We start from the raw sequence: 15894 nt of genomic DNA on the forward strand, positions 1-15894 counted from the left end.
AAGTCTGTGAAGTGAAAGTGAAGTCCGGCGTTTTAAGCAGGAAAGTGCAGCTCCACCCGCAGCCCCGGCTGGGTGTTGCGTACCTGCATATGCCCGCCATGCAGCGCCATGATCTGCTGCACGATAGCCAGGCCCAGGCCCGAGCCTTTGGTGATGCCGTCGGGCCGCACGGTGGAGAAGAACTTCTGCCCCAGCTTGGGCAGCGCATAGTCGGGCACGCCGGGGCCGCTGTCCTGCACCACGATGGCCTGGCCTTCGACGCCCAGGCGGATGCGGCTGCCCGGCGGGGCAAAGGCGGCGGCGTTGTCCAGCAGATTGCCCAGGGCCAGGGCCAGCAGATCGGCTTCGATGCGGGCCGTGGCCGGGCTGTCGCTTGCTATCAAGTCGATAGCTATATGCGAACGGTCTACCTGCGCCAAGGCCATAAATGATGCCAAATATTCGGTCAAACGCAGGCGCTGGGGCTGCTGCAGTTCCTGGCGCTGCTCCAGCTTGCTGAGCTCCAGCAGGCGGTCCACCAGGCTCTGCAGGCGGCGGGTCTGGGCCAGCACATCGGCGGCGAATTCCTGCCGGTCGGGTTCGGGCAACGGCTCTTGCAGCAGCTCGCCAGCACCGCGGATGGCGGCCAGCGGGCTCTTCAGCTCGTGGGTCAGGGCGCGCACATAGCCTTCGATGTAGTCGCGGCCCTCGACCCGCTGGCGCATCGCCTGCATGGCCCGCGCCAGCTCGCCCAGCTCGCCGGGAATGCGCGGCAGCGGCAGCTTCTTGCCGGCCTCCATGGCGTTGGCGTAGCGGCGCAGCTGGCGGATGCTGTAGACCACCCACAGCGTCACCGCCATCCCCACCGCTGCCGACAGGGCCAGCAGCCAGAAGCCGCTGACCAGAATCTTGCGCTCGGCCCGGTCGATGAAGGCCTGCACCGTGGCCACCGGCTTGGCCACCGTCAGCACGCCGATGACCTGGCCGCCGTAGTTGACGGGCGCGGCCACGTACAGCACCGAGCTGCGGTCGTCCTCGTAGACCTGGCGCGTGGCCCGGGCGCCGTACTCGCCGCGCAGGGTGCGGGCCACGTCGCGCCACTGCGAATAGTCTTGCCCCACGGCCACCCGGGCCGAGTCGAACATGACCGTGCCCTTGGCGTCGGTCACATAGACGCGGAAGTCCAGCGACTGCTTGTCCAGGCCCCAGATGCGCGCGTCTATGGGCCGGCGCGCGTAGGCGCCGACCTGGGTGGCGAACCGGCCCTGCGCCATGTTGCCAGCGCGCAGGTCGTCGACGGCCAGCTCGGCCAGGATGTTGGCGGTGTCGACCATCATGTCTTCCATCACCTCGCGCACGCTGGGCTTGACCTCGGCCACAAAGATGCGCAGCACGAATAGGCCGGCCAGCCCGGTGATCAGGAAGAAGCCGAACAGGATGCGGATGCCCAGATGCATCTCAGGTTTGCGGCGCGATGGAATAACCCAGGCCGCGGTGCGTGGCGATGGGGTCGAGGGTGGGCGTGATCTGCTGCAGCTTGGCGCGCAGGGTTTTGATGTGCGTGTCCACCGTGCGGTCGCTGCTCTCCGAGTCGTTGCCCCATACCGCGCTCAGCAGGGCGTCGCGGCTGCGGATGCGCCCGGGCTGGCGCAGCAGCTCGGCCAGCAGGCCCAGCTCGCGCCGGGTCAGCGGCAAGGCCTGGCCCTGCCAGGTGGCGCGCTGGCCGTCCAGGTCCAGCGTGAAGCCGGTGGGGGCTGGCGGCGCCGGGCTGGCCTGGGCGGAGACTCGGCGCAGCAGGCCGCGCACCCGCGCCACCAGCTCGCGCGGGCTGAAGGGCTTGGTCACATAGTCGTCGGCGCCCAGCTCCAGGCCGACCACACGGTCGATCTCTTCGCCCTGCGCGCTGAGCACCAGCACCGGCAGATGGCGCTGCGTGGCGCTGGCGCGTACCTGGCGGCACACGTCCAGGCCCGAGCCGTCGGGCAGGCCGATGTCCAGCACCAGCGCATCGGGCGGCGCGGTCTTCAGCTGGCGCAGCGCATCTGCCACCAGCAGGCAATGCGTGACCCGCAGGCCCGCGCGCTCGAACGCATAGACCACGGTTTTGGCGATGGCCGGGTCGTCTTCGAGCAGCAGGATGTGGGGGAGGTGCATGGAGGGGGCGGTGGAAGCCGGGCTATCTTAGCCTGGGCATGGCCGCGCTTGGCAGCAGGCGCTACGATGCAGATCCATCTGCAGGAGCCCGCATGCCACGTTCTATGAACTTCAAGCTTTTCAGGCCGCTAGCGCAGGTACTGCCTGCGCTGGCAGCTACTATTTTGATAGTCAATGCGGCCCAGGCTGCCGATGCGCCGTACACCGGCCCGCTGTTCGACGCGCACCTGCACTACAACGAGGAGGCCTGGAACGGGCCGCATCCGCTGGCCGATGTGCTGGCGCGCATGCAGCGCAACGGGGTGCGGGCCATCGTCGCCAATTCGCGGCCGAACGACGGCACCAAGTCGCTGGCCGCGGCGCCACAGACGGCGCAGGCCGGCGTGCGCGTGGTGCCGTTCATCCGGCTGTACCGTACCCGTGCCGACTACGACAACTGGTTCCGCGACCCCAGCATTTTCGAGATGGTGCAAACCGAGTTCGCCCGCGGCACGGCGGCCGGGGCCTACCGGGGCATAGGCGAGTTCCATCTGTACGACAGCGCCAATGCCAATGGCGCGGTGGCCCAGCAACTGATGGTGTTTGCCGAAGACAATAACCTGGCTGTGCTGGCCCATGTGGACGACGTGGCGATTGACCTGCTGATGGCCAACGCGCCCAGCAAAGGCCAGAAGCTGCGCCTGGTCTGGGCGCATACCGGCATTGGCGGCGCCAGCGTGGAGCGGGTGGATGCGCTGTTTGCCCAGTATCCGCTGCTGGTCGGCGAGCTGTCGTACCGTCCTGGCCTGACCTGCGCCGATGGCAAGCTCTGCCCGGATTGGCGCGCGCTGCTGCTCAAATACCCGGGCCGCTTCGTCATCGGCTCCGACACCTGGGTCAACCAGCGCTGGCTGTATTACGACGCGCTGATGCAGGGCTACCGCCGCTGGCTCGGTGATTTGCCGGCCAATGTGGCGCGGCAGATCGCCTGGGATAACGCGGCGGCCTTGTTCGGGCTGCCGGCCCAGCCTTAGCCGGTCCTAATCGGCCATATTCCGCACGCTGCCCGACACCCGGATCGAGCTGCCCGGCGTGGCCGGGATGTCGGCATGCAGCAGCGAGCGCATACCCATGTCTTCGCCCTGCACCACATCGATGCTGCCGCCGTGCGGCCAGCCTAGGTCGCGCAGATAGCCGGCCAACGCGGCGGTGGCAGCGCCCGTGGCCGGGTCTTCCAGCACGCCGCCGGAGGCAAACGCGTTGCGGGTGTGGAAGCGCTGCGCAGACTCGGCAAACGCCAGCAGGATGGTGACCAGGCCTTCGCGCAGCATCAGGCTGCGGCCGGCGGCCAGGGGGTAGTGCATGGTGGCCAGGGCGCTGCGGGTCTTCAGCGCCAGCACCAGGTGGTCGGCGCCGCCGTGTATCAGGGCCGGCGGAATCCGCGGGTCCAGGTCGTGGGCGCTGTAGCCAAACAAGGCCAGGGTTTCGGCCACCAGGGCCGCGGGGGCGGGCTGGCTGCGCGTGGGCGGCGACTGCAGCGCGGCGGCGACCAGGCTGCCATTGCGCCGGCCTTCGACCGTGATGTGGGCGTGGTTCAGGGTCAGCGCAAACACGCCATCGCCTTGCTGCTGGGCCAGGGCTGCGCCCAGCGCCACCGTGGCGTGGCCGCAGAACGCCACCTCGGTTTCGGGCGAAAAGTAGCGTACCCGCCAGCCTGTGCCCGCGGGCGCGGCGAAGGCGGTTTCCGAGAAGCCGACCAGGGCGGCCGTGCGCTGCATCTCGGCGTCGGTGGGCAGCTCGTCGGCCACCACCACGCCAGCGGGGTTGCCGCCCGTGTCGCCGTCGGAAAAGGCGGCCAGTTTCAGGACTTGCATGGGGTCTCCTTGCTGAACAGAGAGGGGCTGGAAGCTATTTTTAGCAGGGCCATGAAGCCCTGCCGGGCACACGGTTACTGGCCGGTGCTGGCGCGGATGGCCGATTTGGGGCGGAAGGCCTTGCAGACTGCGTCGTCGGTTTCCAGGTAGGGGCCGCCGATCAGGTCGATGCAATAGGGCACGGCGGCAAAGATGCCGGGCGTGCCCAGGGCGGGCAGGCCTTCCAGGGTCTCGGCGATGGCCTTGGGCTGGCCGGGCAGGTTGATGACCAGGCTTTTGTCGCGGATGACGGCGGTTTGGCGCGACAGGATGGCGGTGGGCACGAACTTCAGGCTGATCTGGCGCATCTGTTCGCCAAAGCCGGGCATTTCCTTGTGGGCGATGGCCAGGGTGGCCTCGGGCGTGACGTCGCGCAGCGCCGGGCCGGTGCCGCCGGTGGTCAGCACCAGGCTGCAGCCGGCATCGACCAGCTCGACCAGGGTGGCGCTGATGACGGCCTGCTCGTCGGGGATCAGGCGGGGCACGAATTCGATGGGGTTTTTCAGCGCCCGCGTCAGCCAGTCCTGCAGGGCGGGCAGGCCTTTGTCTTCGTAGACGCCGGTGCTGGCGCGGTCGCTGACCGAGACGATGCCGATCTTCACGGGGTCGAAGGAGGCGCTCATTCTTCTACCGTGCCGTCGTTCAGCGGGCCGTCGGTTTCCGCCAGGTGCTCGCGCACCAGTTGGAAGATGTCGCGGTAGGCGCGGCCGTGGCGGGGCAGGGCGCCGGGCGTTGCGGGCACCAGGTCTTTGCGGGCCTGGCGCACCAGGGCACGCAGCTGCTGGGAGTCGGTTTGCGGGAAGGCGGCGATCCATTCGCCCACGGCGGCATCGTCGGCGATCAGGCGGTCGCGCCAGGTTTCGGCCTTGTGCAGGGCCAGGTTTTCCTGGGCCGAGCCGAACTGTTGCACCTTCAATGCGGCGCGTATGGCTTCCAGCATCTCGGGCTCTTGCTTGCGCATGAGCTTGCCGATGAACTGCATCTGCCGGCGCTTGCCTTCGAAGTTGGTGATGCGCTTGGATTCGAGCACCGCGTCATGCAGCTTTTCGTCCAGCTGGAGCTTGGTGAACAGGTCTTGGCGCAGGGTCAGCAGGTCTTCGCCCAGCTTTTGCAGCTCGTCACTTTCTTTCTTGAGGTCGGTGCGGCTGGAGGCGTCCGTGCCCTTGAGTTCGGCTTTGAGCTGGATGTCCAGTTCGCTACCTTCGGCAACGAATTTGCCGTGGACGTAGTAGCCTTTGGTGAGTTTGCGTGACATGGTTTTTGCTTTGGATGGCGCGTTGCGCGGGGTATCTGCTGGGGCGCGGCGCCGTATTGTGAAGGCAGGGCGGCGTGGCAAGTATCATAGCCGCCAACATGAAAAAACCAGATTCCAACGCCTCCCGTCCCGACAGCGGCTTTGCCTACAGCCGTCCATTCTTCGAAGAACTGGTCGACAGCGCCCTGGCGCACGCCAAAAAACTCGGCGCCACCGACGCCGGGGCCGAGGCCTCCGAGGGCTGCGGCCTCAGCGTTTCGGTGCGCAAGGGCGCGCTGGAAACCGTGGAGCGCAACCGCGACAAATCCCTGGGCATCACCGTCTACATGGGCAAGCGCCGCGGCAATGCCAGCACCTCCGACTTCTCCAAGGCGGCGATCCAGCAGACCGTGCAGGCCGCTTACGACATCGCCCGCTTCACCGCCGAAGACCCGGCCGCCGGCCTGCCCAGCTCCAAGGACATCGCCAAGCGCCAGGTCGATCTGGACCTGTTCCACCCCTGGGCCATCACCAGCGAAGACGCGGCCCAGATCGCCATGGAATGCGAGGCCGCGGCCCTGCAGACCAGCAAGCTGATCACCAACAGCGAAGGCGCGGGCGTGTCGGCCCAGCAGTCGCATTTCTTCAGCGCCCACACGAATGGCTTCCGTGGCGGCTATGCGAGTTCGCGGCATTCGCTGTCGGTGGCGCCGATTGCCGGCAAGGGCAGCGGCATGCAGCGCGACGCCTGGTACAGCTCGATGCGCAGCGCCGACGAGCTGGCCTCGCCCGAGTCGGTAGGCCGCTACGCCGCCCAGCGCGCTTTAAGCCGACTGAAGTCGCGCAAGATCCCGACTATCGAATGCCCGGTGCTGTTTGAGTCGCCTTTGGCGGCCGGCCTGCTGGGCGGCTTTGTGCAGGCCGTGAGCGGCGGTGCGCTGTACCGCAAGAGCACGTTTTTGCTGGATTCGCTGGGCAAGCAGGTCTTCCCCAAGCACATCCAGCTGCTGGAAGACCCGTTTGTGAAGCGCGGCAAAGGCAGTTCGCCGTTTGACGAAGAGGGCGTACGGGTCAAGGCGCGTACCGTGGTGGACGCGGGCCGGGTCGAGGGCTACTTCCTGAGCAGCTATTCGGCGCGCAAGCTGGGCATGAAGACCACCGGCAATGCCGGCGGCTCGCACAACCTGGTGCTGTCCTCCAGCCGCACCCGCCCGGGCGATGACCTGGACGCGATGCTGAAGAAGCTGGGCACCGGCCTGTTCGTGATCGAGCTGATGGGTCAGGGCGTGAACTATGTGACCGGCGATTATTCGCGCGGCGCCAGCGGCTTCTGGGTGGAGAACGGCGAAATCGCCTTCCCGGTGGAAGAGATCACCATTGCCGGTAATCTGAAAGACATGTTCAAGGGCATCCAGGCGATCGGCGCGGATACCTATAACTACGGTGCCAAGACCGTGGGCTCCATCCTCATCAACAAGATGAAGGTGGCCGGCAGCTGATTTAAGCCTTTTAGGCCTCTAGCGCAGATAACACCAGCGCCACTAGCTATCAATAATATAGCTGGTGGCGTTTTCACTGGTGGACGGAGCGGGCCTTACTTGCCGCGTTTCTTTGCCAACTCGGCCTGGGTTTCGTTCCACAGTTCCATGCCGACATTGGTGGCCACCAGGGCGTTCACCTTGGTCAGCTTGTCGCGCATGCGGGCGGTCTCAGCGGGGGCGAGTTCGTTGATCTGCATGCCCTTGGACTTCAGGTCGGCCAGGGCCTTGGCGGCCTCGTCGCGGGTGTCCTTGCGCTCGAAGTCGCGGCTGGCCTTGGCGGCGTCGAGCAGCACTTTCTGCTCATCCTTGCTCAGGCCATCCCACCACTTTTTGCTGGCCAGCACGATCCAGGGGCTGTAGACGTGGTTCGTCACGCTCAGGTACTTTTGCACCTCGTAGAACTTGCTGGAGACGATGGTGTTGAACGGGTTTTCCTGGCCGTCCACGGCCTTGGTTTCCAGTGCGCTGAAGAGTTCGCTGAAGGGCAGGGGGATGGCGTTGGCACCCAGCGACTTGAAGCTGTTCAGGAACACCTCGTTCTGCATCACGCGCAGCTTCACGCCGTCCATGTCTTCCAGCTTGGTGATCGGGCGCTTGTTATTGGTCAGGTTGCGGAAGCCGTTTTCCCAGTAGACCAGGCCGACCAGGCCCTTCTCTTGCAGCTTGGCCATGACCTTTTGGCCGATCGGGCCGTCGAGTACGGCGTCAGCCTCTTGCGCGTTGTTGAACAAAAAGGGCGTGTCCCATAGCGCCATTTCCTTGGTGATGCCGACCAGGGTGGCGGTGGAGCCGACCATCATTTCCTGGGCACCGCCGACCAGGGCTTGCTGCATCTGGGTGTCGGGGCCGAGGGCGGCGGCGCCGATGGCGCGCAGCTTCATCTTGCCGCCCGAGGCTTTCTCCACGGCTTCGGCCAGCACCTTGGCGGCGCGGCCCTGGTTGCTTTGCTCGTTCAGGCCATAGCCGAAGCGGATGATGCGCGGCTTGATGTCCTGCGCCAAGGCGGCGCCGGTAGCGCCGAAGGCGAGCGCGGCGAGTGTGGCCAGCGCGGTGCGGCGAAGTAGTTTTTGCATAGTCGTCTCCTGGGGGTGAAAAAGGGATAAAGGTTTAACGCATCCACGCGACGGGCGCGGTGACGAGCTGGGGGAAGATCACAAACAGCAGCAAGATCAGCGTGTAGGTGATGAGGAAGGGGTTCACGCCCTTGATCACGGTGTGCATGGGCACCCGGCCCACACCGGCCACCACGTTCAGCACCGTGCCGACGGGCGGGGTGATCAGACCGATGGAGCCGTTCAGCACAAACATCAGACCGAAGTACACCGGGTCGATGCCGGCCTTGGCGGCGATGGGCAGCATCACCGGGGCGAAGATCAGGATGGTCGGCGTCAGGTCCAGCGCGGTGCCGACGATGACCAGCACCACCATCATCACCAGCATCAGCAGGCGTGGGTTTTGCACCATGGGGCCGAGCCAGCCGGTGAGCACCGAGGGCAGGTCGGCCAGGGTGATCATGTAGCTGGCCACCTGGGCGCCGGCACACAGGAACATCACGATGGCCGTGGTCTTGGCGGCGCGCACCAGCACCCCGTACAGGTCGCCCACATTCATTTCGCGATGGATCACAAAGGCGACGACCAGTGCGTAGACGGCGGCTACCACGGCGGCTTCGGTGGGGGTGAAGACCCCGCTTTTCATGCCGCCGATGATGATCACCGGCATCAGCAGCGCCCAGAAGGCCCGCGCCGACACCAGCAGGCGTTGGCGGACGGGCATGGGCGCATCGGCCTGCACGGTGAAGTTGCGCAGCTGCATCTTCCAGGCGATCACCAGGCCCAGGCCCATCATCAAACCGGGCGCGATGCCGGCGATGAACAGCGAGGAGATCGAGGTGTTGGTGGTCACGCCATAGATCACGAAAGCCATGGACGGCGGGATGATCGGGCCGATGACGCCGCCGGCGGCGATCAGGCCGGCGGATGGGCCGACCGGATAGCCATGCTTGCGCATCATCGGCAACAGAATGGTCGACATGGCGGCGGCGTCGGCCAGCGCCGAGCCCGACATGGCCGACAGCATGATGGCCGTACCGATGGTCACATAGCCGAGGCCGCCGCGCACATGGCCGAACCAGGCCTGCGCCATGTCGATGATGCGGCGGCTGATGCCGCCCGAGTTCATCAGTTCGCCGGCCAGGATGAAGAAGGGCACGGCCAGCAGCGGAAAGCTGTCGACCCCGGCCACCAGGTTTTGCGCCAGCAACTGGGTATCCCAGAAGTCCAGTACAAAAGCCATGCCGGCGCCGGTGAGCACCAGGGCCAGGCCCATGTTCATGCCGACGCCCATCAGCACCAGCATGCCGACTGAGAAAACGATAAATGCTTGACCTTCAGCGGACATGGCTTACTCCAGTTCCACGCTGTGACCGAGGTCCAGCGGTTGGTTGCGTACGAGTTCCCACAGCGCCATCAGGCCGATCGCTACAGAACATAAAAAGGCCGGCAGCGGCAGCAATGCGGTGGAGTAGCCGAGCACCACCGACTGGCTGCCCATGCCCACCACGACTTGCTGCCAGGCGCCCCAGGCCAGCAGGCTGCAGCCCAGGATCACCAGCAAGCGCACCAGCACCGCGGTGGCCGCCAGCAGGCGTGGCTTGTTGCGCATGGCGACCAGCAGGCTGTTGAAGGCCATGTGTTCGCCCGTGGGGTAGGCGGCTGTCGCGCCAATGAAGACCATCCAGACGAACAGCAGGCGCGATAGTTCTTCGCTGGCGGCCACGCCGCTGCCGAAGCCGTAGCGCAGCACCACATTGACAAAGACCGAGACGGCCATGATGGCCAGGCACACGGCCATGGCGGTATTGGCCAGGCGCTGCAGCGGTGGCACGGTGGGCGGGGTATCAGGTGTTGGCATCGGAGGCTTTCTGTATCCAGTGGACGATCTGGGGGGTGAGGGCGGCCAGGGTCTGGGTGGCGTCGACCACCAGCACCCCGGCCTCGTTTTGCGGCGGCTCCAGGGCTTCGAACTGGCTGTCTACCAGGCCGGCCTGGAAGTAGTGGCCGCCGGCGCGCTGGGCGACGCGGGTGCGGGCCTGTTCGCGGCTGAGTTCGAGGTGCACGAAGCGCAGACCGGGCAGGGCGGAGCGCAACTGGTCGCGGTAGGCTTTTTTCAGCGCCGAGCAGGTCAGCACCGCCCCGCCCGGGTGGCGTTGCAGCTCCTGGCCGAGCAGGGCCAGCCAGCCGCTGCGGTCGGCATCAACCAGCGGTACGCCGGCGCGCATCTTGGCGACGTTGGCAGGGGGGTGGAAGTCGTCCCCCTCGATCAGTGGCCAGCCCAGCGCCTGGGCGACGGCGCTGCCTAAGCTCGATTTGCCGCATCCGGCAACTCCCATGACGACCAGTGAAACCATGTTGGACAGCGCAATCCCAATGAGTTTAAAAAAACAGGCAAACTGCCTGTGGGGGTGTCTTGTTTTGCAAATTGCAATCTTGGACAGCGCTATCCTAAACGCCTGCATGGCATAGCTAGCTCAGGGTTTTCACCAGCAAATCGACCAAAGTTACATTTTTTTGATGGCGATCAGGCCGGCTTGCCTCGGTAAAATCGGCCTCCACACCGCATGGAACGCTTTCCTTCCCCCTCTATTCCCCCTTTCCCCGCCGCGCGTCGCCGGGCCACCGGCCGCGCCACCCTCAACGATGTTGCGTCGGCTGCCGGTGTCAGTGCCATCACGGCCTCGCGGGCCCTGCGCGGTGCGCGGGCGGTGGACCCTGTGCTGGTCGAGAAGGTTCGGGTGGCCGCGCAGCAACTCGGCTATGTGCCCGACCCGGCTGCCCGCGCGCTGGCTTCGGCCCGCAGCTCGCATGTGGCGGTGCTGATTCCGCTGCTATCCAACGCGCTGTTTGTCGAGCTGCTGGAAGCCGTGCAACACACCTTGGCACCTGCGGGTTTCCAGACCCTGATGGGTGTGACCCACTACCAGCCTGCCGAAGAGGACGCCTTGCTGCGCAGCTATCTCGCCCACCGCCCGGCAGGCTTGCTGGTCACCGGCTTTGACCGCAGCGATGCGGCCCATCAGATGATTGCCGACAGCGGCGTGCCCTGCGTGCATTTGATGGAAACCGTGTCGACGCCCGGCGTCTACGGCGTGGGCCTGTCGCAGTTGGATGCGGCGCGCACCGTCACCGAGCATCTGCTGCAGCGCGGCCGGCGCCGCATTGCCTACGTGGCGGGGCAGCTCGATCCGCGTGTGATGCAGCGGGCCGAAGGCTACCGGGCGGCTTTGCGCGATGCGGGCTGCTACGACCCGCAGCTGGAAATTCTGGACCCCACGCCCACTTCGATGGCGTTGGGCGGGCATTTGTTTGAAGAACTGCTGCAGCGCCATCCCGATGTGGATGCGGTTTTCTTTTGCAATGACGACCTGGCCCAGGGTGGGCTGCTGGCAGCGCTGCGCCTGCAGGTGGCCGTGCCGCAGCGCATCGCCGTCGTGGGTTTCAACGACCTGGCAGGTAGTGACCAGATGCTGCCGCCGCTGACCACCATCCGCACCCCGCGCGCCGAGATCGGCACCCAGGCCGCGAAGATGCTGCTGGCCCTGATGCGTGGCGAGCCGGTGCCCCAGAGCACGATTGACCTGGGGTTTGAACTGGTGGTGCGGCAGAGTAGCTAGCTGCCGTAGTACACAAGGTCAGCGGCTCGATCCGCTATCCCGTAGCGGCCACAGCGGGCGTTGCCGCGGTTCGGGCACACCCGACTGCGGCGGCGTTCCGGGTGGCGCGGCTTGCTGGCGCTGTTGGGCTTCCCTCTGCGCCTGCTCGCGTTGCAGCAGCTCCTGGCGCTGGCGTTCTTGCTGCCGCTGCATTTGCTGCTGCATGCCCTGGCGCTGTTCCTGCTCGCGTGCCGCTTGGTTGCGGTTCTGCTCTTGCTGCGCACGTTCGCGTTCCGCCTGCTGCTGGCGTTGCATCAATGCGCGCTGTTCTTGCTCGGCTTGGTTGCGGGCGGCCGGAGTCGGTTGTTGCAGTCTTTCCGCAGGCTGGGCCTGTTCGCGCTGCAGTAGCTCCTGGCGCTGGCGTTCTTGCTGCCGCTGCATTTGCTGCTGCATGCCCTGGCGCTGTTCCTGCTCGCGTGCCGTCTGGTTGCGGTTCTGCTCTTGCTGCGCGCGTTCACGCTCGGCCTGCTGCTGGCGCTGCATCAAGGCGCGCTGGTCTTGCTCGGCTTGGTTGCGGGCGGCCGGAGTCGGTTGCTGCGGTATTTCGGCGGGCCGCATTTCGGGGCGCGGACGCGGTATCGCCTGAGGGTAGGCGTCGGTTAGGCCGCCGGGGCGGGGGGCGATACCGGGTTGCGGCGGCTGCACCATGTGCGGGACACGGCCCGCATCAGGCTCGAAGGGCCGTGGCCGGTCGCCACGCCAGACCGGCGCGCCAGGCGCCTGGTAGCCGGGCAGGTCAGGACGGGCATCGGGCGGGCGGTTCTGATGCTCGTTGCCGCGCTGGGGCGGACGGTAGTTGGGGCGCCAAGGCTCTCCGGGGGCCAGGGGGAACCAACCGCTGCTCGGTGGGCGGCGGTGGTCCTGCCAAGCGTTGTCGCGGTCATGCGGAAAGCCTACCAGCGCGGGCGCGTAGACTGGGCGCGGCCGTATCGGTCCGGGCACCCAGGCCCATTGCAGACCGATCTGGGCCCAGCGTCCGTAGTGGAAGGGCGCGAAACCCCAGGGGGCATCGTCCACCCAGGTCCAGCCCCAGGGCGGCACCCAGCGCCATTGGCCGTTGCGGTAAGGCGCCCACTGGCCGGAGCTGACCCGCGGTATCCATACCGGGCCGTACTGGGTGTCGGTGCGCCAGTCGCCATAGCTGTCGAGCTGCTGGTAACCAATGGTGTCGCGGGAAACATAGCGTGCGCTCTGCGACTGGTCTTCGGCTTTGTCCCGGGCAAACGACCAGAGGTCGAAGCCGTCGCGCGGCGGGTTGTTCTGGGCGACTTCCTGCGCGAGCTGGCGGTCGGCGAAACGTATCTGCTGCTGGCTGCCTAAGGTGCGTGCGGCGCCGTTTTCGCCATAGGCCACACCGCTGCCGCTGCGCACGGTGATGCCGGTGGTGCGGTAGTTCGGGTCTACGTCCAGCCGGTATTCGCCGGGCTGGCTGACGGTGAACGCCAGATTCGGGGTGTTGATTTCCATCCGTTCGCCCGGATAGAGGTTGCGCACGCGCAGCGCCAGCGTGCCCTGGGTCAGGGTCAGGCGGGTGTTGTCGTCGTCGAGTTCACTGATTTCCAGTACGGTTTGGCCGGCCAGGCGCAGCGCGGTGGAGCCGCTGTGCAGTTCAGCGCGGGCGCCGGGGCCAGTTTGCAGCCGGTCGCCGCTGGTCAGCGGGCGGTTGAATTCGGCCGGACCCCAGTCCTCGCTGCTGCCAGGGGCAAAGCTGACCGAGCCTTCCACCAGGCTGAGCCGCCCGACGCGGCTCGGTGGGTCCGACTGCGCCACCGCCAAGCCGCTTGCTGCGACGAGCAGCAAGGCGCCCAGCAGGCGGGCGGATCTCTGTAAGAAGGAGGATGGCATGGCGTTGTCGAGAGTGAACACTACTCTACAACGCGGCAGCAGGCCGATTGGTTGGCCTGCTGTGTTCTGCTTAGCCCGCCAGGGCGGCTTTGACGGCCGCCGAAACCTGGCCCATCTCGGCTTTGCCGGCCAACTGGGCCTTGGCGGCACCCATCAGCTTGCCCATGTCGCCCGCGGCCAGCGCGCGGCCCAGCTCGGCAGACAGGGCTGCGGCCAGCGTGCGCACTTCGGCGTTTACCTGCTCGGCATCCAGGCGCTGCGGCAGGTAGGCCGATAGTACGGCCATTTCGGCCTTTTCGATATCGGCCAGGTCGGCGCGGTCGGCCTTGGTAAAGGCTTCCACCGAATCCTTGCGTTGCTTGATCAGCTTGTCGACGATGGCGATGATGGCCGTGTCGTCCAGCACCACGCGTTCGTCCACTTCCTTTTGCTTCATGGCCGACAACAGCAGGCGCACGGTACCCAGGCGCGCACTGTCTTTGGCGCGCATGGCGGTTTTCATGTCTTCGGTGATTTGTTCTTTGAGTGACATCGTATTTCCTCGGTTCCTAAGGGTTTCGGGGGCTTCTAGAAGGCAAAAAGCCCGCCCTGGCGTCCCTGGGCGGGCTTGTCAAACTGCAGGCAGTTTGAAGCTTAGTACAGCTTTTTAGGCAGCTGCATGGAACGTACACGCTTGTAGTGGCGCTTGACAGCGGCCGACTTCTTACGCTTGCGCTCGGTGGTGGGCTTTTCATAGAACTCGCGTGCACGCAAGTCGGTCAGCAGGCCGAGCTTTTCGATGGTGCGCTTGAAGCGGCGCAGTGCCACGTCAAAGGGTTCGTTTTCTTTTACACGGATAGTTGTCATGACAAAAAAAGATTCCGATTTATTTGCGGGTCTTGTCAGAAGGAAGATCAGGCCGTCTGGCGAAGAATCCGCGGTGTTCCCCTGCTATTAAATTGATCAGGCAGCAGGGGTTTGCCAGCAAAGCCTTGGATTATAGCGCGGAAGTACGCTCTATAGCCGCGGGTAACCCGCATCGATGGCATTTTGCGCCATTTGCGGGATCACGCCATAGGCACTGAGCGGCAATTCGGCGAAATCCTGGATGAGCAAGGCCGCCCGCGCCTCGGCCCAGCGTGGGTCGGCGACGACCTGGTGCAGGGCCTGGCGCAAGGCCTGCAGCACGGCGGCGGGGGTGTGGATGGAAGTGACCAGCGGCAAGCCGGGTGCCGATGCAGTCTGGCCGCAAACCTGCAGCCCGCGTACGGCCTCGGGCTGGTCGCGGGCCAGCAAGGCCCAGGTCACGCAGTCCACCGCCGCCAGATCGGCCTGGCCGCTGCGTACCAGCTCCACCGAGCCCCGGTGCGAGCCGGACGCGACGGCGCTGGCAAAAAACCGGCCATCCCGTGCCAAAGGCGCCAGCAGGGCCCGCAGGCTGTTGTAGCCCGACTGCGAGTCTTCCGAGTTGTAAGCCACCACCCGGCCGCGAAACGCCTGCAGCGGCTGGCCGGCATCCGCATCCCGGCAGACCAGTTGGCTACGGTAGTACACGCCCTCGCAGCCGGGCGCGGCATAGGCCCACGCGCCGACTAACTGGACCCGGCCAGCCAGTGCATGCGTTAGCGGGTAGCCGCAGGTTTGGCTCAGCAGCAGGCTGGGGTCGGTCCAGTGCGCCATCAAATCATCGGGTTGGGCCAGGGTGTCGGGCACCTGGACCAGGCCGGCCAGGCGCAATTGTTCGGCGATCGCTTGCCACAGGGTGGCGTTGGCAGCCGATCCTGCGGCATACATGGGGAGGGAAGACAGCATGGGTTTCAGTGGGATTGGGTGCGCCAGCGGTCCAGGTGCTGGCCCAGCCGGCCAAAAGCCATGTCGGTCACCACGGCCAGGCCTCCGACCAGGATCGCACCTTGCAGCACATAGGCGGTGTTGAAGCCGCTCAGGCCGACGATGATGGGCGAGCCCAGGGTTTTGGCGCCGACGGTGGAGGCAATCGCGGCCGTGCCCAGGTTCACGATGACCGAGGTGCGCACGCCGGTCAGTATCACCGGCAAGGCCAGCGGCAGCTCTACTTTTAATAGCGTGCCCAGCCCGCCCATACCCAGGCCGAGCGCGATTTCTCGTACCGACGCGGGCACCGATTCGATACCGGCGATGGTGGCCCGCACCACCGGCAGCAGGCCGTACAAGGCCAGCGCGATCAGCGCCGGCTCGGTGCCAAAGCCGATCAGCGGCGCGGCAATCGCCAGCACGGCCACCGGCGGGAAGGTCTGGCCCATGGCGACCACGGTTTCCACCAGCGGCTTGAACTCGCGCCCGGCGGGGCGGGTCACGGCCACGCCGGCGCCCACGCCGACCACCACCGACGCCAGGCTGGACCAGAACACGATGTTCAGATGCGCGAGCACCAGGGCTACAAAGCTGTCCTGGGTGTAGACCGGCCGGTCCAGCGCCGGGAACAGCGCGGCAAACAGCGGCCGCAGCTGCGGCATACCCCATGTCAATAATGCTAGCAAGAAAACCGCCCAGAATAAGCGGTCACGCAAGATCTTATGC

At 66.1% G+C, this 15894-nt stretch carries 17 protein-coding genes; 3 read left to right on the top strand and 14 right to left on the bottom strand.

Annotation, left to right across the window (positions count from 1 at the left end; all coding sequences use genetic code 11):
• Positions 1-32: 32 nt before the first annotated feature.
• Together creC and creB are read right to left on the bottom strand one after the other, a co-directional pair.
• A complete protein-coding gene (gene creC, locus J2X19_RS11180; RefSeq protein ID WP_310373200.1) occupies positions 33-1436 on the bottom strand; it encodes a two-component system sensor histidine kinase CreC in 1404 nt (467 codons plus the stop codon).
• Between the two features lies 1 nt (position 1437).
• Positions 1438-2133, bottom strand: coding sequence for a two-component system response regulator CreB (creB, locus tag J2X19_RS11185; protein WP_310373201.1), 696 nt, complete (start codon positions 2131-2133; stop codon positions 1438-1440).
• A 92-nt stretch (positions 2134-2225) separates the two neighbouring features.
• Between creB and J2X19_RS11190 the strand changes: the two genes are divergently transcribed.
• Positions 2226-3146: an amidohydrolase family protein gene (locus J2X19_RS11190; protein ID WP_310373202.1), complete on the top strand. Its 921-nt coding sequence runs from the start codon at positions 2226-2228 to the stop codon at positions 3144-3146.
• 6 nt (positions 3147-3152) lie between these two features.
• On the opposite strand, the gene J2X19_RS11195 is transcribed toward J2X19_RS11190, so the two are convergent.
• The 3 genes from J2X19_RS11195 to yjgA form a co-directional block, all read right to left on the bottom strand.
• Positions 3153-3986 carry a PhzF family phenazine biosynthesis protein gene (locus tag J2X19_RS11195; RefSeq protein ID WP_310373203.1) on the bottom strand — a complete coding sequence of 278 codons (834 nt, stop codon included), beginning with the start codon at positions 3984-3986 and terminating at the stop codon, positions 3153-3155.
• A 74-nt stretch (positions 3987-4060) separates the two neighbouring features.
• Complete coding sequence (gene mog / locus J2X19_RS11200) at positions 4061-4648, bottom strand: molybdopterin adenylyltransferase (RefSeq protein WP_310373204.1); 588 nt, start codon at positions 4646-4648, stop codon at positions 4061-4063.
• The gene (gene yjgA, locus J2X19_RS11205) at positions 4645-5280 is read right to left on the bottom strand and encodes a ribosome biogenesis factor YjgA (protein WP_310373205.1); all 636 of its coding nucleotides are present in this window, start codon (positions 5278-5280) and stop codon (positions 4645-4647) included. Before yjgA ends, mog begins: the two co-directional genes overlap by 4 nt.
• Positions 5281-5378: 98 nt before the next feature.
• On the opposite strand from yjgA, the gene pmbA reads away from it, so the two are divergent.
• On the top strand, positions 5379-6758 hold the full coding sequence (pmbA, locus tag J2X19_RS11210) for a metalloprotease PmbA (protein ID WP_310373206.1): 1380 nt from the start codon (positions 5379-5381) through the stop codon (positions 6756-6758).
• 95 nt (positions 6759-6853) lie between these two features.
• Here the strand turns inward: pmbA and J2X19_RS11215 are convergent, their stop codons facing one another.
• Genes J2X19_RS11215 through J2X19_RS11230 form a run of 4 tightly spaced genes read right to left on the bottom strand, consistent with a single transcriptional unit; the run spans position 6854 to position 10209 of the window.
• Positions 6854-7873: a TRAP transporter substrate-binding protein gene (locus J2X19_RS11215; protein ID WP_310373207.1), complete on the bottom strand. Its 1020-nt coding sequence runs from the start codon at positions 7871-7873 to the stop codon at positions 6854-6856.
• Between the two features lie 34 nt (positions 7874-7907).
• The gene (locus J2X19_RS11220; protein WP_116603755.1) at positions 7908-9200 is read right to left on the bottom strand and encodes a TRAP transporter large permease; all 1293 of its coding nucleotides are present in this window, start codon (positions 9198-9200) and stop codon (positions 7908-7910) included.
• 3 nt (positions 9201-9203) lie between these two features.
• The gene (locus tag J2X19_RS11225) at positions 9204-9713 is read right to left on the bottom strand and encodes a TRAP transporter small permease (RefSeq protein WP_310373208.1); all 510 of its coding nucleotides are present in this window, start codon (positions 9711-9713) and stop codon (positions 9204-9206) included.
• On the bottom strand, positions 9700-10209 hold the full coding sequence (locus J2X19_RS11230; RefSeq protein ID WP_310373209.1) for a gluconokinase: 510 nt from the start codon (positions 10207-10209) through the stop codon (positions 9700-9702). Before J2X19_RS11230 ends, J2X19_RS11225 begins: the two co-directional genes overlap by 14 nt.
• A gap of 210 nt (positions 10210-10419) precedes the next feature.
• Here J2X19_RS11230 and gntR point away from each other — a divergent pair, with 210 nt between their 5' ends.
• Positions 10420-11472 carry an HTH-type transcriptional regulator GntR gene (gene gntR / locus J2X19_RS11235; RefSeq protein ID WP_310373210.1) on the top strand — a complete coding sequence of 351 codons (1053 nt, stop codon included), beginning with the start codon at positions 10420-10422 and terminating at the stop codon, positions 11470-11472.
• A gap of 18 nt (positions 11473-11490) precedes the next feature.
• On the opposite strand, the gene J2X19_RS11240 is transcribed toward gntR, so the two are convergent.
• The 5 genes from J2X19_RS11240 to J2X19_RS11260 all read right to left on the bottom strand — a co-directional run bounded on the left by J2X19_RS11240 (position 11491) and on the right by J2X19_RS11260 (position 15830).
• Entirely contained in the window at positions 11491-13356 is a 1866-nt protein-coding gene (locus tag J2X19_RS11240) for a DUF6600 domain-containing protein (RefSeq protein ID WP_310373211.1), read from the bottom strand.
• A 70-nt stretch (positions 13357-13426) separates the two neighbouring features.
• Positions 13427-13888: a GatB/YqeY domain-containing protein gene (locus J2X19_RS11245; protein WP_116603750.1), complete on the bottom strand. Its 462-nt coding sequence runs from the start codon at positions 13886-13888 to the stop codon at positions 13427-13429.
• 101 nt (positions 13889-13989) lie between these two features.
• Positions 13990-14202 carry a 30S ribosomal protein S21 gene (gene rpsU / locus J2X19_RS11250; RefSeq protein WP_092756237.1) on the bottom strand — a complete coding sequence of 71 codons (213 nt, stop codon included), beginning with the start codon at positions 14200-14202 and terminating at the stop codon, positions 13990-13992.
• Between the two features lie 150 nt (positions 14203-14352).
• Positions 14353-15147, bottom strand: a complete 795-nt coding sequence (locus J2X19_RS11255; RefSeq protein ID WP_310373212.1) for a phosphate/phosphite/phosphonate ABC transporter substrate-binding protein — start codon at positions 15145-15147, stop codon at positions 14353-14355.
• Between the two features lie 5 nt (positions 15148-15152).
• Positions 15153-15830 (bottom strand): ABC transporter permease, encoded by a 678-nt coding sequence (locus J2X19_RS11260; protein WP_310373213.1) that lies wholly within the window; start codon positions 15828-15830, stop codon positions 15153-15155.
• Between the last annotated feature and the right edge of the window lie 64 nt (positions 15831-15894).

Origin of the sequence: Rhodoferax ferrireducens (assembly GCF_031458075.1) — a bacterium.
Lineage (GTDB): Bacteria > Pseudomonadota > Gammaproteobacteria > Burkholderiales > Burkholderiaceae_C > Rhodoferax_B > Rhodoferax_B ferrireducens_A.